Here is a 22,098-nt window from a genome sequence, read left to right as displayed (position 1 = left end):
AACGAAGAGCGCTGCAGGAATCCATCAGAATTCCAGCAGCGCGCGTGATTACGAAGTCTTATAGAACGTCGTCGTCAACCCATGAGGTCGGAGTGCTCTTGTTTGCCGGCGGCTTATCCGCCGGCGTCTCCTGCACGGGGTACGGCTCCGATGCCGCAGGAGCTGCGGACTCCTGGTTAGCTTGACGGCCTCGTGCCCTACGCTCGGTGCCCGCAGAACTCTGAGTCGTAGCTTCCTTCCCTCCGCCGACAGCAGGCTTGCCAGAGAGCATGTCCAAGTAGGTGTCGTCGCCCTCAAAGAGGGTCTTGGTGATCGCGGTCCGCGGATTGAGTTTCCGCAGATCTCCGAAACCTTCAAGAGGCTTTCTGAGTTCGTCAAGATCATCTTTGAACTCAGTATCAATGGAGTTGCGGGCGTCCTCAATCACGCGGCGGGCAGCCAAGATCAGCGCGCGGACATCTTGAGCGAGCTGCGGGAGCCGTTCGGGGCCGATAAGGATCAGGCCCACTACGAGAATGAGGAGGATTTCGCCCCAGCCGACATTGGAGAACACGTTGTCCGATGTTAGCCCTGTCGGACGGATATTTCTTCCTGGACCCCCGTCTTTTAGTCGATCGAGGGTGTGATCAGCAGCTCCATGGGCTCACCATCACGGATCAACTGGAAAGGAACCTCATTATCTGCACCTGCGGACCAGATCGCGACTCGAAGTTCATCGGAACCGCCGACTTCCCGCCCACCAATGGCTGTCACGACGTCCCCTTCCCTCAATCCACCAAGATCAGCCGGGCTTCCCGGCACGACGGTAGCTAGCTGCGCACCTGCGAGAATTCCGTTCTCGACCGTGGTCGCTGTGACACCGATCGTCGGCTGCACGGGTTCTTCACCAGCAATGATCTGCTCGGCGATGCCGGCGGCGGTATTGATGGGAACCGCGAACCCAATGCCCTGGGATCCACCAGAGGTCGTGTAGATCGATGTGTTGATACCGATCACTGCGCCCCGGGCATCCACGAGCGGACCACCGGAATTACCAGGATTGATCGATGCATCAGTCTGGATAGCGTCAGCCGCGCCGTCGGTATCAGTGCCCTCGCCCGCAAGACGCACCGGACGCTGAGTCGCTGAAACGATTCCTGCAGTGACAGTGCGGTTAAGACCCAGTGGCGAGCCAAGTGCGACGACGGTATCGCCGACTCGAACCTCATCGGAGTTTCCAAGAGCTGCGATCGATAGCCCAGCGACATCGTCGACCTTCAGCACGGCAAGGTCCGTCATGGTGTCTCTGCCTACAATGTGTGCAGGCAGCAGCCTAGAACCGTCCGCCGACTGCAATTGCACCTGCACTTCGATGGCAGGGTCATTGGCCGCCATGGAGATGACGTGGTTATTGGTGAGTATGTGCCCCTGGTCGTCGATGACGAAGCCGGAGCCCATGCCACCGGCCTCAGGATTGCGAGGATCTCCAACTCGGATTGATGCCACAGCCGGCTGAACGGTGTCTGCGATGTCGCCAATGAGTGTCTCGGCCGGACGCCCTTCTTCCTGCACTAGCTCAACGCGTTGGCCCTCAGAGCGGTCCCAGCCTCCAAGACGCCCCCCGACGTACCCTCCGATTCCACCCAACGCCAGCACGACAGCGGACACTAGCGCGACATGGCGCCACGGAATAACACGCCCGAAGACGGCCTCTCGGACGTCGACGCGTGGAACGGGAACAGCGGGGGTTTCGACGGGTGTTTCAGGAAGTATCGCTGGCTCACCGGTAACCATGGGCGCAGACGGGTCATCCCAGGGGTCGTAGGCTGCAGCGGAATCAGCAGACCAGTCGTGAATGACCGGCGGTTCCTGCAAGCCCGATTCACCCGGACGCGGTGCAAATGAAGGGTCTGCGGTGACGGGAACGCCCACGTCAACGGACATGTCCGGCCTGGATTCAGGGTCGACACCGCCGTGGACGCCGTCCGGACGCGAGAACGGCGACCGATCGCTCATTTCTTCTTCATCTTCCGGATATTCCTCCACATCGACTCCAGCGACGCTGTCAATGAATCAGGCGCCCGCCGAGCCAGGTTACGCGCATCAGGACCGTCCCCCACTCCACCGACACCCAATGAAGCGAGCTTTGCACGAAGCTCGGTGGGGATGTGGAGTTCGCCGGAGTTACGAAGTCGTCGGGAAGCTTGTCTTTGACGCACTACCGCCAAGCGACACTCCTCGCACGCCGCGAGATGCGTCTCTGCGCGAAGGGTAGCCGTAGGCGCCAGTTCCGAGTCAACGTACGCCGCGATCGCCTCATGCCCCAGATGATCGGTCGAGGAGAAAGAACTCTCCGAGCCGGACATTCTGTGAACCTCCTCACTGCACGGACAACTATCTGCCCCTGAGAGTACCCGCCTAAGCAGTGACGGTGGCGGCCGACTTCTCAGCAACCTCGAGGTGGTCACGCAATTCAGAACGGGCCCGGTGGATGCGGGAACGGACGGTACCCATCTTCAGGCCCAGCGTCTCGGAAATCTCTTCGTAGGTCAGCCCCACGACGTCGCAAAGAACAACCACCGCACGATATTCCGGCTTGAGGTTAGCCATCGCGGCATCCAAGTCTGGGTCCAAGTTCGTGTCATCCCACACTTGCTCCGGTGTCGGTGAGGTGCCCGGGACTCGGTCGTAATCTTCCGGCAGGGCCTCCATGCGAATCGCACTGCGATGGCGAGCCAAATCCAAGAAGAGGTTGGTCGTGATGCGGTGAAGCCATCCTTCGAACGTTCCCGGCCGGTAGCTCTTCAGGGACCGGAACACACGCATAAAGGTCTCCTGTGTGAGGTCTTCCGCATCATGCGTGTCTCCCGTCAACCGATACGCGAGGCGGTACACCCCGTCCGCGTGCTGCTCGACTAGCTCCGCCCAAGAAGGCATGTCCCCATGGCCTGCATCAAATGCGGCGGTGCCGTTGAGGGTGCTGTCCGATTCGCCCATAGGGAGCATCCTTCCCGACCCGCCTTGGCTGCCATTGATGGTCTCCTGAAAATTCACTGTGAAGTGTTGCCCACCACATTAACTTTCATGGCAAAATTACTCAATGGAACCGGCGAACTGGCATGTTTTTTAACCCGCGCGCCATCAAACACCTGGGAATTGCATAGAATTGCCTCGTGACTATTTCCGGAGACGCCATCAACGCATATATCGCCACCACCCCCGCCATGGATGAGGGCTTGGACGCCGCACGCGCGGATGCCTCGGAATTAGATTTGTCAGTTCCGGACGCAGCTACGGGGGAGGCATTGAAACTCCTCGCCTCGCTGGCCACCGGATGGTCCCGGGCAGGAAACGAGGTCGCGCAGTGCATCGCGGTGACCCCGGCTTCTGGTGTCGTAGGGCTACATCTGTTCGCTGGAATGCCGGAGAACGGACACCTGAGCTGTATCGATCCGGACACCGAGCATCAGCGCCTGGCGAAGGAAGCGTTCCGCGTTGCCGGGTATGGCCCTAGCCGCTACCGGTTCCTGCCGGCCCGCGCACTCGACGTCATGGAGCGGCTCGCTCCGAACTCCTACAGCCTCATCTATGTCGAGGCTGCACCGAGTGACCTCGTCGCGATCCGCGATCTCGCGCTGCCGCTGCTCAACCCGGGCGGCGTCCTGGTCTTCCCCGATACGCTTCTCGACGGCACCATCGGCGACGACACGCGAACCGACCGCATGACCGTAGCCGCACGCGAAGCCGACGCTACGCTCCTAGAAACTGCAGATGTCACCGTCGCACGCCTGCCGATCGGGGCTGGCGCGACGGTTCTACACAAGAGGGGCTAACGCCAGGTAACCGTGCGGGCAGGCTGCTGCCCTGCCTCGTGATCCGAGAGCACATTTGTGCCATAGGTGAACTTGGCGCCGACCGGATCGGTTACCTCGTCCATCGTCCCTGGAGTTGCTTTAAAGCTCAGGTAAGCACCGTTGTAGGTGGTGCCCTCTTCCGGCGCGCCTTCAATTTCGTCTACACCGCATGCTGCCGCGGCATTGAAGAAGCGAGTGACGTTGCCCTGCTCGTCCTTGTCATCCATCGGAGTAATTGCCGGCAGCGGGACGGCGCCACTGGTGTTGCCGGACGTGCCGAGAAGCTCGTAGGTGTAATCGATGCAAATGAACTGCTGAGGGAGCTCATTGAGGGAAGACAAGTCGCCGCCGAGGCGCTCGCGCACCTCCCCTTGACTGACCTGTCGCAGTTCAGTGACATTCAGCCTCCAGAAGCCGATTGTCCCCTCCCCACCATTGTCGACATTGCCCTGAATAACGACCGTCGCCTCCTCCCCAAGCGCCAAATCTGTTCCGCCAGAGGTTAATTCAATATCCCTGGGATAATCGCTACGCGGAATAGAGAAGGAATCATCCTCATCGCGGTTGTCATTGGTGCAACCCACCAAGGCCAGCAACGATACTGCGGTCACAGCCGCGGCAGTTTTTCCACGGGCGGCTAATGAAGGCATGCCAGTTATTAAACTACATTCCCTTATAAAATACCCAGGAAGTTACACCCGATTAAAACTATTTTGGCGAGGGCTGAATCAAGCGCGACCCAAACGCGTCACGTGAGTACGCGCAGTGATTTCCATCTGCGGCGGAAGTGCGGCGATACGCTCCGCCAAGACGTCCGGGTGGATGTGACGGGCAGACGGGCTCATGCCGATCTGGGCTGCGATCGCTGCCTGGTCCAGCAGCATCGGGAATTCGACCAGCTCGGGATCTCCAACCGGCTCTAGATGGCCCTGAGCCTGGGTGATCATGCGCTCAACCTTGCCCTTTTCCACGTCAATGATACCCAGCGGGGATCGAAGCTCCCCGAGGTGCCCCGGAGCAGCCGTGAGCACAACAACCTGGCCCTTCGGCTTGAGCACACGAGCAAATTCTTCAGCATTGCGTGGTGCGAAGACGACGGTGATTGCGTCGATAGATCCGTCGCGAAGCGGCATCCGTGCCCACGCGTCGGCAACTACGGCGCCGACACGGGGATGGCAGTTCGCAAGGCGCTTAGCCGCAGGCACGGAGACATCGATGCCCACTCCCCTGGCTCCGGCCACGCCATCGAGCGTGTGTGCCAGGTAGTAACCGGTACCAGCGCCGACCTCGCAGATGGCGGGGTGGGCGTCGTCTGCAACCTCGGCGTCGTCAAGCGCGTTAAGAACATTGGCCGTGACTGCCTCGACAAACGGGGCGTAGTGACCGCCAGAGAGGAACGTCTCGCGGGCAGAGATCATGTTCGCGTCATCACCGGTGTAGCGCAGGCCAGCGCCACCGGCGAGAGTGACGTACCCCTGACGTGCAACGTCGTAACTATGACCCGAGCCGGACTTGATGGTCGCCCACTCCGGATCCCCCTGCATCAGCGGCGTGCCGTCGATGGGGTCGGCGAGAACATCAATGACATCGGCGAGCACGGTATCTCCTAGAAATCAGGGGCGGTAATCCGGCGTAATCGTACCTGCCCGGGGCCAGATATACGGCGGCGGCCCACCGAACAGTTCGGTGGGCCGCCAGAGACACGGTCAGGATTCAACCGCACTGAGCGCCGCGCCAAGCGCAGAAGCTTCGTCCGGAGTCATCTCCACGACGAGGCGGCCGCCTCCGTCCGCGGGAACCCGCATCACGATCTTCTTCCCTTCCTTGACGGCCTCCAAGGGACCGTCTCCGGTGCGGGGCTTCATCGCTGCCATTGGCACACTCCTTATGTCTCGGGCCAGGTCGGGTACGACACAGGCTCATAGGTTCTCATCCTATGCCTTTTCCAGCGGCTTTGACAGTGCATCGTCAATCCTCAGGATTCGTTACCTTCTTATTCAGCTTTGCGTATCCGGGGATCAGAGCCGACACCACGAACCACAGGGCAGCCCACAGGACTGGCACCATCGCGACGAAGACTGTAATCGTCAGTACTACGCCCATCCGTGCTCCTTAAAGGTCTCCAGCGGCGCCCGTTCTGGTGCCGGCTCCAGCGGCCCCAGCCTAGATAGCGCCGCTCCCATAACTTGATCAGCCATGACAGAGAGCTCACTTAACGGCCGATTGCGATGCCGCCGGGCCCCGAGGTTTACCTGGGTAATGGAGGATGGACCAAAGCGATCGAAGACGTCGAGAAGCATGGCAATTTCCACTCCGTACCCGCTGGCGAATGGAATCGACTCCAAGGTGTCGCGGCGGGCGGCATACTCCCCGGACAGAGGCTGTTTCAACTGAGCCAACTCGGGCCGGAAGGCACGCAGCATCGGTTTCGCGGTCAGCTCAGTGACTCGCCCGCCACCGTTATCCCCGGGCAGGTCACGTCGGTAGTGGCCTTTGACTAGTCGGACCGGATCGGCATCGGAGTAGGTCCTGATCAGCGGTTCGACGAGTGTCGGGACCCAATCAACGCCTGGCTCGCGCAGGTCAGCATCCAAGAACACCACGATATCGCCGGTGGTGGCGGCAACTCCTCGCCACAGTGCCTCGCCCTTGCCTGGTTGCGGCTCCGGTAGGGTGAACCGACCATCGCGCCAGTTGACGACCGTGGCGCCAGCCGAGGCAGCAACCGTCGCGGTGCGGTCCGTTGAATCAGAGTCAATCACCACGACTTCTTTGACCAGACCAGATGCGATATGCGGCAGCACAGTTGCGACCACACCAGCGACGGTGTCTTCTTCATTGAGAGCCGGCAAGACAACCGACACCGTAGTCACTGGAGCCCCCGAACTACACGGACCGGCGGCGCCGAGCCCTCGATGGCGGCGGTCATCCGGCACACGTCAACGGTGTCGGAGACCTCGTGCACACGAAACACCGACACCCCACGAGATGTTGCCCAAGCGGTGGCAGCCAGAGTTCCGGCGACTCGATCCCGCACGCTGCGGCCAACGGTCTCACCCACGAAGTCTTTGTTCGACAGGGACATCAGAACCGGCCAACCGGAATCCACCAGTTCAGAGGTGCGCCTCAGCAGCTCCAGGCCGTGATGAGTGTTCTTGCCGAAGTCATGGGTCGGATCGATGAGTATCCGGTCCTCTGGCACGCCGTACTCAACGGCACGGCGGGCTAGGTCGCTAGTTTCGCGGAGGACGTCGGCGACCACGTCGTCGTAACGCACGCGGTAAGGCCGAGTGCGCGGTACGGCTCCGCCAGTATGGGAGCACACGTACCCCACGCCGTGATGACCAGCGACCTTCATCAGGTCCGGATCCACGCCAGCCCAGGTGTCATTAACCAGATCGGCACCGGCCCGAATCGCTGCATCGGCAACATCCGCGCGCCAGGTATCCACGCTGATGTGAACCCGAGGATGCCGGCGACGGGCCTCCGCGATTGTCGGCACCACGCGCTGAATCTCCTCCGCGCAGTCAACGACCGGCCCGGGGCCTGCCTTCACTCCCCCAATGTCGACAATCGTCGCGCCTTGAGAGACAACCAGGTCGATGCGGTCCAGTGCCGCTTCCTCCGCCTCGGTCGCACCTTTGTCGTAAAACGAGTCCGGCGTTCTATTCACGATCGCCATCGCGGCGGGCAGTGCGCCGTGACGGTAGAAACTAGTTCTCACGGTTGCGGTGCCGCTCCTCGTTCGCGTCCACGATGGCACGGCGCAGCACCTCAGACTCGGCAGCGAACTTCTGCCCCTGGTGAACCTCGACGATATGCGCGATGGCCTCGTCCACCGAGTCGGTGACCAGGATCAGATCCATGTCATCCGGGCTAATCATGCCTTCGTCAACGAGCTTGTCGCGCATCCAGTTGACCAAGCCGCCCCAGAAATCGGTGCCAAGGAGGATGATCGGGAACCTGGTGATCTTGCCGGTCTGCACCATGCACAGAGCCTCGAAGAGTTCGTCGAGCGTGCCAAGTCCACCCGGCAGGCAGATGTATGCCTGCGAATACTTCAGGAACATCACCTTGCGCACGAAGAAGTACCGGAAATTGATGCCAAGGTCGCACCACTGGTTCAGGCCCTGTTCCATCGGCAGCTCAATGCCGAGGCCAACAGACAGTCCGTCCGTCTCCCAGGCGCCACGGTTGGCAGCCTCCATCAGACCGGGCCCGCCACCGGTGACAACCCCGTATCCGGCACGAGTGATCTCTGCACCAAGGCGCTGTCCGAGTTCGTAATACGGCTCGCCCTCCTTGATTCGAGCAGAGCCGAAAACGGTGACGGCCTTCGGGATCTCTGCCAGGGCGTCGAATCCTGCGACGAACTCACTCTGAATTCGTAGGACTCGCCAAGTATCGGTGTGACGCCACTGATCATCGACTCGGGTATCCAGCAAACGCTGGTCGGTAGTCGACTTCGGGCTAGAACCAGACTCACGCACGATTGTCGGTCCGATGAGGTTCCGGTCGCGCTCCGGGCGCTTGGAGGGGGCCATGTCAGTTCTCCTTGCTCAGGTATCGGCGCAGGGTCTCAGAGACGTCCCGAATCATGTATTCCGGGCACTGCTCTTCCGGCTTATGGCACAGCGAAGGATCACCGGGTCCGAAATTCACTGCCGGGATTCCCAGTTCGGAGAAACGAGCCACGTCCGTCCAGCCGTACTTCGGGTTCGCCACTCCTCCGCAAGCTTCCACCAATTCAGCGGCCGCCGGCCGCGACAAACCCGGCACCGCGGCGGGGCTGATGTCGTCGTATTCGATGGTGAGCTGGGCGTCGTTAAGCGAGAGCACGTCCTCCAGATGCGCAGTCGCCTCATCGACGCTGCGGTCCGGCGCGTAGCGGAAGTTGACGAACATCCACGCGTGGTCGGGCACAGTGTTGGTGGCCACGCCCGCCTCGATCTTAGTGATCTGGAGGCCTTCTTTGTAGATGAGGCCGTCCACGTCAACGTCCCGAGGCTCATAAGCAGCGACCCGAGCGATCACTGGAGAGAGCCGGTGCACGGCGTTGTCCCCCAGCCACGCGCGGGCAGAGTGCGCGCGGGTGCCGCTGGCAGTCACCTTCACGCGGATCGTGCCCTGGCAGCCGGCTTCGATGACGCCTGCGGACGGCTCACCGAGCAGCGCAACGTCCCCTTGCAACACTTCCGGGCGATTCTGCGCGAGGTAATTCAGGCCGTTATAGCGGCTGGCAACTTCCTCAGCCTCGTACATCACCAGGGTGATGTCGCGAGTCAGCTCCGACGCTGCGGCCAGGGTTGCAAACGCGTGCAGGTAGACCGCGTCGCCGCCCTTCATATCGACAGAGCCAAGTCCGAAGATCGTGGGATTGCCGTCCGCGTCCGTGATCCGCTGCGAGGGGATGTTGTCCGCTGCCGGCACTGTATCCAGGTGCCCGGCGAGCACCACCCGCTCAGGCAGGCCACGGTCGGTGCGCGCGATGACATTGTCGCGGATCCGCTCCACGGTGATCGGCGCGTCAAGTTGCCGCAGGGCATGCTCCACCGCGTCAGCGATTCGCTTCTCGTGGAAAGACTCGCTCGGGATGTCCACCAGCGCCGCGGTCAGCTCGACGGGGCAGCCGGTCAGGTCCAGTACATCAATTTCGGTCACGCACTGAGCCTAACCGGACAGTGCCTGCAGAGTCAGATGATGCAGATGTGCCGCCTTGCCGGACAGCGCGTCGCCGTTCGCAGGCGCTCCCGCGGACAGGTGCACCGCCAGGTCGTGGGCTGTGGAGTGCACCTCCAGCGGATCGAAGGTGAACTCCTGCACAGTCACTCCACGTGGCAGCGGCGGCAGTTCCGCTTCGCCGACCACCGCAACCCGCGAGCCATAGATGGCAACCGCCGGCTCCTGCGCGAGCACCGTCGCACCGGGCAGCGGTCGGCACACCGCATCCAACAGGTCCACCACCGAATCCTCACGCGAGCCAATCACTCGGCTCACCTGCGTGCGCGTGAAATCGGCGCTGAGATGCTCCGCCGCCTCACCAAGTTCGTCGCGGTTCCAGTCCGGTAGTGCATCGATCCGCCTCTCGCGGATTCGCGCGGTGCGCTCCAAAAGCAGCTTCCCGACGCCCCCAGCCACCAACCCACCACCGAGTCCAGCAATCACCAGACCAAGGATGGACCCGATCCAGATCCCTGCACCGAGGACCACAATTCCGACGATGGCCGCCCACGCGCCGAGCGCAACAGCGCTAACCACACCGACGCCAGCAATCCATGCGGTAGCCAAAACGGCAGCCGCATAGACCAGCGCGATCGGCACCTCAACCCACAGCGCAAGCAGCAGAATCACCAGTGAGACCGGCAATAGTGCCGTAGAAAATCGCGTCCATTTCTCCACGATCTGGAGAACCCTGCCCATAAAGACCCCTTCGTCTGTGACCTGCCGATCGTAGCGGTATTCTTCACCCTCATGAGTGAGACACCCAATACGTCCGTTACTGCGGACACCGAGAATCTCGGGCACGGACTGAAAGTCCGACATCTGACCATGATGGGACTGGGCTCCGCCATCGGTGCGGGCCTATTCCTCGGCACTGGCGTCGGTATCCAAGCTGCCGGACCTGGTGTGCTCCTGTCGTACATCATCGCGGCGGTCATCGTCGTGATGGTGATGCGGATGCTCGGTGAGATGGCCTCGGCCCGACCGGCCTCCGGCGCTTTCTCCACCTACGCCGAAATGGCGTTTGGCCCCTGGGCGGGCTTTGTCATGGGCTGGTTGTACTGGTTCATGCTAGTCATGGTCCTTGGTGCGGAGATCACTGCCGCTGGCGCGATCATGGGCGCCTGGTTCAATGTGCCGGGCTGGATTCCGGGTCTGATCTGCGTTGTCTTCTTCGCGGTGGTCAACCTGGCCAAGGTTCGTGGCTTCGGTGAGTTTGAGTTCTGGTTCGCCTTCATCAAGGTCGCCGTCATCATCGGCTTCCTCATCATCGGTGCGGCCATGATCTTCGGGCTGCTGCCGGGCACGTCCTTCATCGGCATGTCCAACATTGCCGAGTCCGGGTTCTTGCCCAACGGCATCGCCGGTGTTTCCGCTGGCCTGCTCGCCGTCGCTTTCGCTTTCGGTGGCATCGAGATCATTACCATCGCAGCCGCCGAGTCCGAGGACCCCAAGCGATCGATCATCACTGCTGTGCGCTCTGTGATCATCCGAATCTTGGTGTTCTACATCGGTTCGGTCCTGGTCATCATCACCCTGCTGCCGTACTCGCAGATCCAGGGCGCCGACAACGCTGCTGAGTCCCCGTTCACGCTGGTCCTGCAGCAGGCGAACATCCCGGGCGTGGTGGGCTTCATGGAGCTGGTGATCGTTCTGGCGCTGCTGTCCGCGTTCAACGCGCAGATCTACGGCACGTCCCGACTGGTTTACTCGATGTCCCGCCGCGGCGAGGCACCCCGTTTCTTCGACAAGGTCAATAAGGAGTCCGTGCCGGTGCGCGCGGTCCTGATGTCGATGACCTTCGCGTTCCTTTCGGTGGGCATCCAGTTGGTCTTCGACGGCTCGTCTGTACTGGTCTTCCTGCTCAACGCCGTCGGTGGCTGCCTGTTGGTGCTGTGGCTGTTCATCTCCCTGTCCGAGATCAAGTTGCGTCCGCAGTTGCAGCGCAATGGCGAGATCGAACTGAAGATGTGGGGCTACCCGTACCTTCCGTGGCTGACGATCCTGCTGATCGTGGGACTCGGTGTCCTGATGCTTTTCGACGCCGCCGCCCGCCAACAGGTCATCGCCGTCCTCATGGTCACCGGATTCCTGGCCCTGCTAGCCGTGATGACCAGTTCTCGCCGCTCCAAGGGTCGCACCGACGCCAAGTCACGAGGCAGCAGCTAGTACCATTGCCGGCATGACTAACGGCGCACACGCAATCGGCCTGGCCACCATTACCGCAGACGGAACCGTGCTCGACGCATGGTTCCCGTCACCGGAGCTCAATGACGGGGTCGGTAACGACACCGTCGTGAAGCGCACTGAGAACCTGCCGGAGCACCTGCAGGCTCTCACCGGTGACGACGACGCCCGTGGCACCAGCCGCGTCGGCGTTGAGGTCTCCATCGGAGACCTCAACTCCGCACCGACCAGCGCTGAAGATGCCTACCTGCGTCTGCACCTGATCTCCAACCGCCTGGTCACTCCGAACTCGATCAACCTCGACGGGGTCTTCGGCAAGCTCAGCAACGTTGTGTGGACCAACCACGGCCCCTGCGCCATCGATGGCTTTGAGATCACCCGCGCGAAGCTCCAGGCCCGCGGCGCCGTCACCGTCTACTCCGTGGACAAGTTCCCCCGCATGATCGACTACGTCATGCCGACCGGCGTCCGCATCGGCGATGCTGACCGCGTCCGCCTGGGTGCGCACCTCGCCTCCGGCACCACCGTCATGCACGAGGGCTTCGTAAACTTCAACGCCGGTACCCTCGGTACCTCCATGATTGAGGGTCGCATTTCCCAGGGTGTCGTCGTCGGTGACGGCACTGACATCGGCGGCGGCGCCTCCATCATGGGCACCCTCTCCGGTGGCGGCACCCACAAGGTGTCCCTGGGCCAGCGCTGCTTGCTCGGCGCGAATGCCGGCCTGGGCATTTCCCTCGGTGACGACTGCGTCGTCGAAGCCGGCCTCTACATCACCGCCGGCACCAAGGTGATCGTGAAGTCCGACGGCGAAGAGAAGACCGTCAAGGCCTCCGAGCTGTCCGGTGGCTCCAACATGCTGTTCCGCCGTAACTCACTCACCGGCGCTGTTGAGGTCACCCCGTGGGCCGCAGAAGGCGTCAAGCTCGACGCACAGCTGCACGCTAACTAATTCCTCCGCGCAGGTACTCCAGCGCCCACTGCGCCATCGACAACGAGCCGTCCGCCGAGACGTTCTCATAGTCGATGTGCAGGGCACTGCCGTTAAGTGCGAAGCGGACCATCTCGTCGAGGTCCTCCCAAAGGGTCTCAGAGCGAATCACGTCCCCGGCGATTCCAACCGCCCCGCTTAACGACGGATTCGTCGCCACCGGCCCCACAATCCGGTGCGTCGGCGCCGAATCGCACCACACGTCGCCCTCATTGCAGATCTCGACGACCTCCATCGATCCGAACTCCGGCGGCCCAGTCGCGAGCAGTCCTTGGCCGTCGGGTTTCGCGGTGCCGTGATAGTCCACCGCCGAGCCCCACCGGCTGGGATTGGCAAGGAGCACCGCACGAGCGACCTTGTCTTCGGCGACTGGGCCGTTGCCGGCAGCGATGGATTCCAGCACACCAGTAATGGCATCGGCGCCCTGCGAATATCCCGCCAGAAGATACTGAGTGTCCGGGCAGGCCTCAGAGATCGTCTCAATCAGCTTGATCGTGGTGGCCTGACCGATCCCCATCGACTCCGAGTACGACGTGGAGACAGCCCGCGACGGATATGGCACCCACACCGGGCGGACATTCTCTTTCTCTAGCTCCAGCCCGAAGGCCCCGACGTATCTACCGGCCGGGGAATCCGGATCCCGGGCCTCATTCGTTTCCGAGGTACCCGGCACTCCGATATACGTGTAGTCAGTGCACTCCCCCGCGTCCAGACTGCGATCCTCGTACTGGGATGCCACCTGCTCCGCAAACAGCCACCAGCTGGCGGGAAAGGTCGGACTATATGAGTCCCATTCCGGCTCCGCCGCGGCAGTGCCAGTACTAATCAACGTTAATGACGCCACGATGGCGATTAGCGAACACTGTTTCTTCACGAGTCAATTATGCATGACGGGCACTACCACCACGTCTCATTGGGGTTCGCAACACCACGGCAATGACAATTGCGGCCATGCCGAACAATTCCTTGCCTTCCATGACCTGTCCGAGTCCGACAAACCCGATCAACGCAGCCGTCAACGGAAGAAGTGCAAGGAGGATCGCGAAGTAATCCGCTCCAGCCTTCTGGAGGATGACCTGGTCGAGACCGTACGGCACCACCGCAGACAGGAATCCCAGACCAAGGACAGTCAGCAGGAGCCATCCCCAGTCGGAGGCGCCCGCGGCGGGGGAACCGTCGGTAAGCAAAAGCACGGGGCTAGTCAGCAGCGCCGCATAGGCGAAGCCAACGGTCATGGAGTCCTTCGGGCTCGCCGCACCGGCAACCTTCGCTCCCATGAGGATGTACCCAGCCCACAGAGCCGCCGCTGCCAGGACGAACGCTAATCTGACTGGGTTTGCCGTGAGTTGGACGTCCGCAATGAGGACCACCCCAGCGCCGGCAAGCACTACCGCCGCAATCTGTCTCCACGTCCGAGAGACCACTGCCGCGACCACAATGGGACCGAGGAATTCCACGGCCACTGCCGTGCCCAACGGGATGCGAGCGATGGCCTCATAAAAGGTCATGTTCATCGCGGCAGTCGCTAGTCCGTAGAAGGCAGCGATAAGGCCAACACGCCCGGTGAAGACACTGAGCTTCGGGCGGAAAAGCACCAGCAGGATCACTGCAGCTCCGGCCATTCGCATCCACGCCACGACCGTCGGAGGGAACACGTCAAACAGCCCCACGGCTAGGGCGGCACCGGTATACAACGAGACACCGGAGACGATCATTAGCAGCGGAGGTACGGCCGCAGACCTTTCCCGGACTTCATTCACCGGGGGAACTATAGTCATCCCACTGGGTCGTACAGGTCCCGAGTCGAGATCCAGTGTCTAGCACCACCATCGAGCGGGTCTGTGTACTCCAATTCGGTCGCCACAAGGTGCAGCACACGCTCGAAATTGTAGAGTTTCAAACCCCGATCAACGGGGTAGGTGTCATCGCCAATGATCGGATAACCGAGCGCGGTCATCGTCGCGCGCAATTGATGTGTCCGACCCGTGACGGGCTTTAGCAACCACTGGCCTTCGCCTTCATAGGTGACGACGGTCGTCGCCTCCCGCCAGCCAGTCACCTCGTCTTGGGGCCCGTGTACGACTGCGCCATCCAATCGCACCCGCACTCCCCGCTCAGCGGGCACATTAGCCAGTTCTACGGTGATAGTGCGGGTCTCCCCGATGGGCCAATCGGCTTCTGCAGTCAGACATCGATAGGTCTTGTGCACTCTATGCTCTTGGAACATCACTTGATACGTGCCCCGGGTCGCCTTGTTCAGGGACACGATAAGCAGTCCGGAGGTCAGCAGATCCAGCCGATGGATGCAGGTCACCTCTGGTCCGTGGCGCTGCGCGAGGAGCGCCTGCACCGTCTCATCGACGATGCGGCCGTTGGAGGTGGTGGGAAGAAAAGGAGGCTTATCGACGATCAGAACCTCACCATCCTCTGCCAGCACTACTGGGTCAAAGGGAATCGCTCTTCCCATGAGGTTCTCCTAACGAGCGAGTATCCTGAGAGCCATGGCTGAGAACAACGAGACTGATGCAACCGTGAACAGCACGTCCTACAGCGTGCGTGCTGTCGCAGGTCTTGTCATCCTCGTATTGTTCGGTGGATTGCCGACGCTTGTCGACGGTCGACCCATGTGGGCTGCGATCGTCGGGTTGATCGGCGTGGTGGTTGGCGCACTGATGCTGGGCTTCGCGCTCAACGGCGCCTTCCGGGAAAAGCGTAGGCGTTAGAGCCTCGACGCGGCTTCTTTGACCGCCTCGTCGGTAGCGGTGAGGCCAATCCGAACGTGGCGGCCGCCCTTCGGTCCGTAGAACTCACCAGGGGCCACGAGGATGCCACGGTCAGCGAACCAGTCGACCAGATCCCGGCAGTCTTCAATGCCGCGAGAGGCCCACAGGTACAGACCACCCTCAGAATCATCAATGGTGAATCCTGCATCTCGTACAGCCTGTGCCAAAACATCGCGGCGGCCACGGTAGCGCTCGCGCTGAACGGCTTCCTGGGAATCATCGATCAGTGCCTGGGTCATTGCACCTTGAATCGGACCGGGCATCATCAGACCGCAATTGCGGCGCACTGATGTGAGCTCGGCAATCAGATCCGGATCACCAGCGAACCAGCCAGCACGGTACGACGCCAGGTTGGACGTCTTCGACAGCGACTGAATAGCAAGCAGGCCAGTGCTGTCTCCCCCACAGACGCGCGGATCCAGGATCGACACTGCTTCCTCATCCCACGAAAGGCCGAGGTAGCACTCATCAGAGGCAACGATGACATCACGCGCACGTGCCCACTCCACGACCTTGCGGAGATGATCCACACCGAGGACCTTGCCGGATGGGTTCGCCGGCGAATTGACGTACATCAGCGTCACGGCACGCGGGCCGATCTGCGTCAGTGAATCGGCACGGAGGACCTCTGCTCCAGCGAGGGCGACTCCGACCTCGTAGGTCGGGTAGGCCAATTCCGGGATAACCACAGTGTGGCCTTCACCGACACCGAGGAGGAACGGCAGAGTGCCGATAGCTTCCTTCGTGCCGACCACCGGCAGCACCTGGGTTGCTGGATCGAGCTCTACCGAGTTGTACCGGCGGGCCATTGCCGAGGCGATTGCCTCCTGCAGCTGCGGAGTACCCACCGTGCGCGGGTACCCGGGAGCCGCTGCGGATGCGGCTAGGGCCGCCCGGATCGAATCAGCGACCTCGTCGACGGGAGTTCCCACCGACAAGTCGATAAGGCCGGCAGGATACGCCGCTGCCTTCTGTTTCGCCCCCGCCAGCGAATCCCACGGGAACGCGGGGAGCCGCTGCCCCGCAGGAATCCGATCCGGTCGTACCATGCGGTCTACTCCTCGGCCTGCGGCGGCAGTCCGGCGATGAACTTGTGGTCGAAGTCCTGGGGACCGACACGGGCTGCGCCGCCTGGGGAGCCGAGGTTCTCGAAGAAATCGACGTTGGCGTCGTAGAAGTCGGACCATTCCTCCGGCAGATCATCCTCGTAGAAGATGGCCTCAACCGGGCAGACCGGCTCACAAGCGCCGCAGTCAACGCACTCGTCCGGGTGAATGTAGAGGGACCGCTTACCTTCGTAAATGCAGTCCACCGGGCATTCTTCGACGCAGGCGCGGTCCATGACGTCAACGCAGGGCTGTGCGATGATGTAGGTCATTAGCGTGTTCGCCTTTCGGGAGGGGAAGTGTGGATTAAGGGGTGATTCGTGGCTGGTGATGAACCAATCTGGACAGATCTGTTCATTCCTCGCGGGTCATTCTCTCACCTTGAGTGCCGTAAAGGCCAACTACCCCCGAAAATACCTGCAACCAACAGTGCGATGGTGCTGATCGACCCGGCAAAGACGGCGTTTCCACCGGCCACAATCGACGGCCAGGCCAGCAACATCATGAACACAGCGGACCACGCGATCACTGGAATCGCGGCGACAGTCCGGTTCGTCGTCCACAGCAGCGCAGTGTTCGTGATGATGAGGTTCACCAGATACGCCAGCAGAACCGTCCACGGCAGCGGGATCGATATCTCCCCTACCGAGATTCTGGTTCCCAGGTAAATGACCTCAATGGACAGCGCGGCCAGCGCACCGATCGTCAACATAACGATCGCGCCGAACTTCTCTCCGCGTGCGAAAACTTCTCGCGGTTGGCGGCGGGTGGGGTCACCCCAATGCTTCTCGACGGTCACAGCACATCCCTCAGCCACGACTCGTCGGCGGTCCCAGCGCCGAAATGCTCCGTCGGGATCAGCGGCTGGGTCACCAGGTTCGACAGCGTCCACATGCCAAGGGCTCGACCAGAGTCGTCGATGCTGCCCTCTGCGGCCTGGGGGTTGACGTCTGAGGACTGGGCGTCGGCAAGCCAAATCTGTGTCGCGTGGGCGCGCATACCCGCGTGCTTTGCGTCGAGGTCATCCTCGGAGAGCGTGACCTCGATCTGGCCCGGTGCCGTTGCGATGGAATCCACGTCAGCGGGGATCCATCCGTCCGGGATGTCGACGATCGCGGCGTAGCCGGCAGAAATCGCCTCAGGGTCAGTCTTCGTCCACGCGGTGCGATAGAGGTCCGGTTCAACCTCTCGAAGGCGTCTGGTCGCTTCGACAGTGATCTCGTGGGCGCGAATGTGGTCTGGGTGGCCGTATCCGCCATCGGCGTCATAGGTGATAACGAGGTGCGGTCGCAGCTCAGCGAGCAGCTCCTGCAGCTGGCTTACTGCCTGCTCCCCGGAGCGCACGAAGGCATGCGGATGATCTGTCGTGGGCGAGCCCTCCATCCCCGAGTCCCGGTAAGCGCCAATGCCACCGAGCAACACCGGAATATGGTTGGGGCCGTTGATCCCCAGGGCAGTCAGGGAACCAGCGAGTTCTCGTAGGCGGAATCCACCGAGGATGTCCAGCCTGTCGCCGACTAACGCCTGGTAGGTGTCACCGATGACCTCACCGAGTTCACCTGTCGTGCAGGTGATCACCGTGACGTCAGCGCCGTTGCGCGCCAACTTCGCCAGGGTTCCGCCAGTCCAGATCACTTCGTCATCCGGGTGCGCATGCACCGCGACGACCCTCAGGTCATTCACCGTCGTTCACTTCCTCTTCCCTCACGATTCTGTCCCAATGTGCAGCGGTGAAGAATACACCCGATTCCGGGCTCAACGGCCACTGGCTGACGTCCGCGAACTCCCCAATGGAGATGTCCGGTCCGACCACCGTCAAGTAGGTGTCTTCCATCAACGGCAGTTCCACTGCTGCGCCGCCGACGGCCTCGTCGAGCTCCTGCGGAATCTGGAGCTCTCCCTGGTGCTGCACCAGTAGTTCCTCGACCCGAGCGTCGCACAGCCCGGAGAGATTGGAACCTCTAGCCGGCGGGGCCTCGAGGACCTCGGCTGCATCTTCCGGTGCCGTCGAAATTCGGGAGGCGGTCGGACATCCGAACCGGTCGGTCATGTCCAGAACTGTCTTCGGCTGGTCAACCCAACTGACCACTAGGTCGGCCTCACCGTAGGGCAGTAAGGAGCCGGCGATGTCTTGGGCAGAACCGGTGACGACCTCGGCGTCGATACCTGCGTCATTCAACTGAGTGACGATCACCTGGGCCGCAGACCTGGCTGTGCCGTCGCCGGTCACCGCGACCGTCAACGGCTCGGACACCGGGGCGTCGCTATCGCCCAATGTGCCTGGGCGCGGTTCCGGGATACTCAGATCCGTACTGCGGCCAGTGGCGATGACCGCCACTTCCTCCACATTGACGGCGCCGAGGACGCTGTGACGGACGGCGACGTCGGAAAGCACGGGGGAAGCATCGTTAACCTGCAACGACAACACCCGCGGCTGCGTGGACTCCACGGCAACCGCGCCGGGCACGAACGAATAAGCGCGTGCCGTCGCCTCCTGCGGCCGAACATGCACCCCCTGCAGGGTGCCGGTGCGCAGCCGTTCCATTCCGCTGACCGGACCATTCTCCGGCACGAGCAGGATCGTCTCGGTGACGGGAGGCTCCGCGCCCCAATAGCGGTCATTGCGCACGAGGCGGATCTCGCCGCGGCCCATGTCGATCGACTGAACCTGGTAGCGATTGCCCGAGGCGACCATAGAGTTCTCCAGCACCTCACCGAATGTGTCTCCAGAGGGTCGTAACAGGTGACTCGGCAACAGATTGCCGAAGAGTTCGCGCCACTGCGGCAATGGTCCGTCGACCACCACGTCAACGATGCGGCCACCACCGGACACATTGATCCGGGAGATCATTTCGTACGCGGCCGAGTCCTTCACACCGGGAGTAGTCACGATGCCATCGCGCAGATAGGTGAAGTCGGAACCGGAGATCGGCGTCCCGTCCGACCACTGCGCACCACTATTAATGCGGTAGCGGATCGTCTTCACTCCGGGGTCGGCCGCAGTCTGGTCAGCCATGGCGACGCCGTCGGCATCCAAGACCGTGGCCGAGTCAATGAGCGACTCGTTGAGCTCCAGCTCTTCAGGATCATCTTCCGAGCGCACGAACGCACTGGGGAGGGTCAAATCCGCGATGATCTCGGTAAGCATCGTCGCATCGGAGACGATGTGCGGGTTGAAACCCTCAACGAAATTGCTGATACCAAAGACAATCTCATTGGTCGGGGTCTCAGGCTCAGTGGCGCCGTCCTGCTCGACCTGCTGTGGAGGATCCTCCACCACGGGGGCATCCCCGGGGTCGGCCATGCACGACGTAACAAGACCCGCCGACGCCAGCACCCCAATGAGGGTGACGGCGCGGCTGGTCCCACGAGTGGAGAACACACCGAAAGACATGAAGTCCACTCTAGTTGGTGCCTACTAGCTGCTCTTGTTGCGCTGCTTCTCGCGGGAGCGAGTGCGGTTACGCTCGGTCGCGTTCAGGATGACCTTGCGAATGCGGATGCCGTCAGGGGTGACCTCAACGCACTCGTCGCCGCCACAGAACTCCATCGCCTCGTCCAGGGACAGGTTCTTTGCCTTGTCCAGGGTGACGGTGGTGTCAGCCGAGGCTGCACGCATGTTGGTGAGCTTCTTCTCCTTGGTGATGTTGACGTCCATGTCCTCATCACGCGGGTTCTCACCGACGACCATGCCTTCGTATGCCGGGTCGCCCGGCTCGACGAAGAAGGAACCGCGGTCAGACAGGTTCAGCAGCGCGAAGGCAGTGATCTTGCCGGTTCGGTCCGCGACCAGCGAACCGGTGTTGCGGGCCTTGATCTCGCCGGCCCACGGCTCGTAGCCCTCGGAGTAGTGGTTCGCGATACCGGTGCCCTTGGTCTCCGTCATGAAGGTCGTGCGGAAGCCAATGAGGCCACGTGCCGGCACGGTGTACTCCATGCGGACCCAGCCGGAGCCCTGGTTGCCCATCTGGTCCATACGGCCCTTACGGGCAGCCATGAGCTGGGTGACAGCGCCGAGGTACTCCTCCGGCACGTCGATGATGAGGTGCTCGGTCGGCTCGTGCAGGGTGCCGTCGATCTCACGGGTAACAACCTGCGGCTTACCGACGGTCAGCTCGAAGCCTTCACGACGCATCGTCTCAACGAGAACGGACAGAGCCATTTCGCCACGGCCCTGGACCTCCCAGGCATCAGGACGCTCGGTCGGCAGGACGCGGAGCGAGACGTTACCGACCAGCTCCTGGTCCAAACGTGCCTTGAGGACACGAGCGGTGAGCTTGGTGCCGCCGCCCTGGCCGGCCAGCGGGGAGGTGTTGACACCGATGGTCATGGAGATGGCCGGCTCGTCAACGGTGATGCGCGGCATCGGGTTGACGGCGTCCAGTGCGCAGAGGGAGTCACCGATCATGATCTCGTCGATGCCCGAGATAGCGGCGATGTCACCGGCGATGGCCTCTTCGGTCGGCACGCGGTTGACGCCTTCGGTACGCAGCAGCTCTGCGACCTTGGCGGTCTTGGTGTGCTCGTTGCCGTCAGCGTCGTAGTGGATCCATGCAACCTGCTGACCCTTGCGGATACGGCCGGAGTGGATACGGATCAGGCCGATACGGCCGAGGAAGGAGGAGGAGTCCAGGTTGGTGACCTGGGCGCGCAGCGGGCCTTCGATGTCAGCGGACGGCTCCGGAAGAACCTCGGTGATGACATCGAACAGCGGCTGGAGGTTCTCGGACTCCGGCAGTTCGCCGTTGCCCGGGTTCGCGGTAGCGGCGCGGCCGGCACGACCGGATGCGTACAGAACCGGCAGCTCGAGGTTGCGCTCAGCAGCCTCGGCAGCATCCGGGTCCTCGACGGTGGAGGCGAGCTCCAGGAGCAGGTCCTGTGCTTCCTCGACGACCTCTTCAATACGAGCGTCCGGACGGTCAGTCTTGTTGACACAGATGATGACCGGCATGGAGGCGGCAAGCGCCTTGGTCAGCACGAAGCGGGTCTGCGGGAGCGGGCCCTCGGAGGCGTCGATAAGCAGCACGACACCATCAACCATGGACAGGGCGCGCTCAACCTCGCCACCGAAGTCGGCGTGACCTGGGGTGTCGATGACGTTGATGATCAGGTCGCGGCCGTCAGAACCTTCCCCAACACGGCGGATGGCCGTGTTCTTGGCCAGGATCGTGATGCCCTTCTCCCGCTCCAGATCGCCGGAGTCCATGACGCGGTCCTGGACTTCGCCGTGATCGCCGAACACGCCCGACTGCTCGAGCATCGCGTTGACGAGGGTGGTTTTGCCATGGTCGACGTGTGCGACGATGGCGACATTGCGGAATTCGGTATCGCTCACTGGCGGGGAGCTCCTTAACAGCTCGAAAAATGCGTGACGGGGCCACCGTCACGCTGGGCGAACTACACGGTACTCTCCTAGGTCCCAATAGGCGACTCACCACAATGTGATCCACCACCACCGGGGTATATTTGGCCATTCC

26 protein-coding genes are annotated in these 22,098 nt (G+C 62.0%); 4 read left to right on the top strand and 22 right to left on the bottom strand.

All coding sequences use genetic code 11. The features are described from left to right. Positions 1-58 precede the first annotated feature (58 nt). The 4 genes from tatB to sigE are packed head-to-tail and all read right to left on the bottom strand — an operon-like array spanning position 59 to position 2,985. Complete coding sequence (gene tatB, locus YWU_RS17405; RefSeq protein WP_051260016.1) at positions 59-553, bottom strand: Sec-independent protein translocase protein TatB; 495 nt, start codon at positions 551-553, stop codon at positions 59-61. A 53-nt stretch (positions 554-606) separates the two neighbouring features. After that, positions 607-1,995: a S1C family serine protease gene (locus YWU_RS15085; protein WP_051260015.1), complete on the bottom strand. Its 1,389-nt coding sequence runs from the start codon at positions 1,993-1,995 to the stop codon at positions 607-609. Beyond that, complete coding sequence (locus tag YWU_RS18765) at positions 1,992-2,345, bottom strand: zf-HC2 domain-containing protein (RefSeq protein WP_027019460.1); 354 nt, start codon at positions 2,343-2,345, stop codon at positions 1,992-1,994. The genes YWU_RS15085 and YWU_RS18765 overlap by 4 nt, the downstream gene beginning before the upstream one ends. Before the next feature lie 52 nt (positions 2,346-2,397). Next, complete coding sequence (gene sigE, locus YWU_RS0104065) at positions 2,398-2,985, bottom strand: RNA polymerase sigma factor SigE (RefSeq protein ID WP_051260014.1); 588 nt, start codon at positions 2,983-2,985, stop codon at positions 2,398-2,400. A gap of 218 nt (positions 2,986-3,203) precedes the next feature. Between sigE and YWU_RS0104060 the strand changes: the two genes are divergently transcribed. Further along, positions 3,204-3,812: an O-methyltransferase gene (locus YWU_RS0104060; RefSeq protein WP_084141771.1), complete on the top strand. Its 609-nt coding sequence runs from the start codon at positions 3,204-3,206 to the stop codon at positions 3,810-3,812. Here YWU_RS0104060 and YWU_RS0104055 read toward each other — a convergent pair. The 9 genes from YWU_RS0104055 to YWU_RS0104015 all read right to left on the bottom strand — a co-directional run bounded on the left by YWU_RS0104055 (position 3,809) and on the right by YWU_RS0104015 (position 10,253). After that, positions 3,809-4,483, bottom strand: coding sequence for a hypothetical protein (locus tag YWU_RS0104055; RefSeq protein WP_156892708.1), 675 nt, complete (start codon positions 4,481-4,483; stop codon positions 3,809-3,811). The genes YWU_RS0104060 and YWU_RS0104055 overlap by 4 nt on opposite strands. A gap of 78 nt (positions 4,484-4,561) precedes the next feature. Next, complete coding sequence (locus YWU_RS0104050) at positions 4,562-5,431, bottom strand: methyltransferase domain-containing protein (protein ID WP_027019456.1); 870 nt, start codon at positions 5,429-5,431, stop codon at positions 4,562-4,564. A gap of 108 nt (positions 5,432-5,539) precedes the next feature. Then, positions 5,540-5,707, bottom strand: coding sequence for a DUF3117 domain-containing protein (locus YWU_RS17845; RefSeq protein WP_084141741.1), 168 nt, complete (start codon positions 5,705-5,707; stop codon positions 5,540-5,542). A 94-nt stretch (positions 5,708-5,801) separates the two neighbouring features. Further along, positions 5,802-5,936: a hypothetical protein gene (locus YWU_RS18760; RefSeq protein WP_276201915.1), complete on the bottom strand. Its 135-nt coding sequence runs from the start codon at positions 5,934-5,936 to the stop codon at positions 5,802-5,804. Continuing rightward, positions 5,927-6,697, bottom strand: coding sequence for a glucosyl-3-phosphoglycerate synthase (locus tag YWU_RS15080; RefSeq protein WP_240484050.1), 771 nt, complete (start codon positions 6,695-6,697; stop codon positions 5,927-5,929). The genes YWU_RS18760 and YWU_RS15080 overlap by 10 nt, the downstream gene beginning before the upstream one ends. 5 nt (positions 6,698-6,702) lie before the next feature. Beyond that, complete coding sequence (gene folP, locus YWU_RS0104030) at positions 6,703-7,515, bottom strand: dihydropteroate synthase (protein WP_051260038.1); 813 nt, start codon at positions 7,513-7,515, stop codon at positions 6,703-6,705. Positions 7,516-7,546: 31 nt separating this feature from the next. Beyond that, positions 7,547-8,377, bottom strand: coding sequence for an LOG family protein (locus tag YWU_RS15075; protein WP_034647023.1), 831 nt, complete (start codon positions 8,375-8,377; stop codon positions 7,547-7,549). A gap of 1 nt (position 8,378) precedes the next feature. Continuing rightward, positions 8,379-9,494: a succinyl-diaminopimelate desuccinylase gene (gene dapE / locus YWU_RS0104020; RefSeq protein ID WP_027019454.1), complete on the bottom strand. Its 1,116-nt coding sequence runs from the start codon at positions 9,492-9,494 to the stop codon at positions 8,379-8,381. 9 nt (positions 9,495-9,503) lie between these two features. Beyond that, positions 9,504-10,253, bottom strand: a complete 750-nt coding sequence (locus YWU_RS0104015) for a hypothetical protein (protein WP_027019453.1) — start codon at positions 10,251-10,253, stop codon at positions 9,504-9,506. A gap of 51 nt (positions 10,254-10,304) precedes the next feature. Between YWU_RS0104015 and YWU_RS0104010 the strand changes: the two genes are divergently transcribed. Together YWU_RS0104010 and dapD are read left to right on the top strand one after the other, a co-directional pair. After that, positions 10,305-11,723, top strand: a complete 1,419-nt coding sequence (locus tag YWU_RS0104010; RefSeq protein WP_034647022.1) for an amino acid permease — start codon at positions 10,305-10,307, stop codon at positions 11,721-11,723. Positions 11,724-11,736: 13 nt separating this feature from the next. Next, positions 11,737-12,693: a 2,3,4,5-tetrahydropyridine-2,6-dicarboxylate N-succinyltransferase gene (gene dapD / locus YWU_RS0104005; RefSeq protein WP_027019451.1), complete on the top strand. Its 957-nt coding sequence runs from the start codon at positions 11,737-11,739 to the stop codon at positions 12,691-12,693. On the opposite strand, the gene YWU_RS0104000 is transcribed toward dapD, so the two are convergent. The 3 genes from YWU_RS0104000 to YWU_RS15070 are packed head-to-tail and all read right to left on the bottom strand — an operon-like array spanning position 12,686 to position 15,199. After that, positions 12,686-13,606 carry a cutinase family protein gene (locus tag YWU_RS0104000; RefSeq protein WP_084141738.1) on the bottom strand — a complete coding sequence of 307 codons (921 nt, stop codon included), beginning with the start codon at positions 13,604-13,606 and terminating at the stop codon, positions 12,686-12,688. The two genes, dapD and YWU_RS0104000, sit on opposite strands and share 8 nt — an antisense overlap. A 7-nt stretch (positions 13,607-13,613) precedes the next feature. Further along, positions 13,614-14,447 carry an EamA family transporter gene (locus YWU_RS0103995; protein ID WP_084141735.1) on the bottom strand — a complete coding sequence of 278 codons (834 nt, stop codon included), beginning with the start codon at positions 14,445-14,447 and terminating at the stop codon, positions 13,614-13,616. A 59-nt stretch (positions 14,448-14,506) separates the two neighbouring features. Then, positions 14,507-15,199 carry a pseudouridine synthase gene (locus YWU_RS15070; RefSeq protein ID WP_051260012.1) on the bottom strand — a complete coding sequence of 231 codons (693 nt, stop codon included), beginning with the start codon at positions 15,197-15,199 and terminating at the stop codon, positions 14,507-14,509. A 34-nt stretch (positions 15,200-15,233) separates the two neighbouring features. Between YWU_RS15070 and YWU_RS0103985 the strand changes: the two genes are divergently transcribed. Further along, positions 15,234-15,455 carry a hypothetical protein gene (locus YWU_RS0103985; RefSeq protein ID WP_027019448.1) on the top strand — a complete coding sequence of 74 codons (222 nt, stop codon included), beginning with the start codon at positions 15,234-15,236 and terminating at the stop codon, positions 15,453-15,455. On the opposite strand, the gene dapC is transcribed toward YWU_RS0103985, so the two are convergent. The 6 genes from dapC to typA form a co-directional block, all read right to left on the bottom strand. Next, entirely contained in the window at positions 15,452-16,564 is a 1,113-nt protein-coding gene (gene dapC / locus YWU_RS0103980) for a succinyldiaminopimelate transaminase (protein WP_027019447.1), read from the bottom strand. The genes YWU_RS0103985 and dapC overlap by 4 nt on opposite strands. A 5-nt stretch (positions 16,565-16,569) precedes the next feature. Next, positions 16,570-16,893, bottom strand: coding sequence for a ferredoxin (gene fdxA / locus YWU_RS18420; protein ID WP_027019446.1), 324 nt, complete (start codon positions 16,891-16,893; stop codon positions 16,570-16,572). Positions 16,894-16,997: 104 nt separating this feature from the next. Next, positions 16,998-17,420 carry a hypothetical protein gene (locus YWU_RS0103970; protein WP_027019445.1) on the bottom strand — a complete coding sequence of 141 codons (423 nt, stop codon included), beginning with the start codon at positions 17,418-17,420 and terminating at the stop codon, positions 16,998-17,000. Then, entirely contained in the window at positions 17,417-18,304 is an 888-nt protein-coding gene (mshB, locus tag YWU_RS0103965) for an N-acetyl-1-D-myo-inositol-2-amino-2-deoxy-alpha-D-glucopyranoside deacetylase (RefSeq protein WP_034647021.1), read from the bottom strand. Before mshB ends, YWU_RS0103970 begins: the two co-directional genes overlap by 4 nt. After that, entirely contained in the window at positions 18,297-20,015 is a 1,719-nt protein-coding gene (locus YWU_RS15065) for an ABC transporter family substrate-binding protein (RefSeq protein ID WP_156892707.1), read from the bottom strand. Before YWU_RS15065 ends, mshB begins: the two co-directional genes overlap by 8 nt. A 24-nt stretch (positions 20,016-20,039) precedes the next feature. Continuing rightward, positions 20,040-21,956 (bottom strand): translational GTPase TypA, encoded by a 1,917-nt coding sequence (typA, locus tag YWU_RS0103955; RefSeq protein ID WP_027019442.1) that lies wholly within the window; start codon positions 21,954-21,956, stop codon positions 20,040-20,042. Between the last annotated feature and the right edge of the window lie 142 nt (positions 21,957-22,098).

The organism is Corynebacterium sputi DSM 45148 (genome assembly GCF_000427865.1).
Lineage (GTDB): Bacteria > Actinomycetota > Actinomycetes > Mycobacteriales > Mycobacteriaceae > Corynebacterium > Corynebacterium sputi.
The sequence above is the reverse complement of the archived record's forward strand: the minus strand, read 5'-3'. Positions and strand labels throughout refer to the sequence as shown.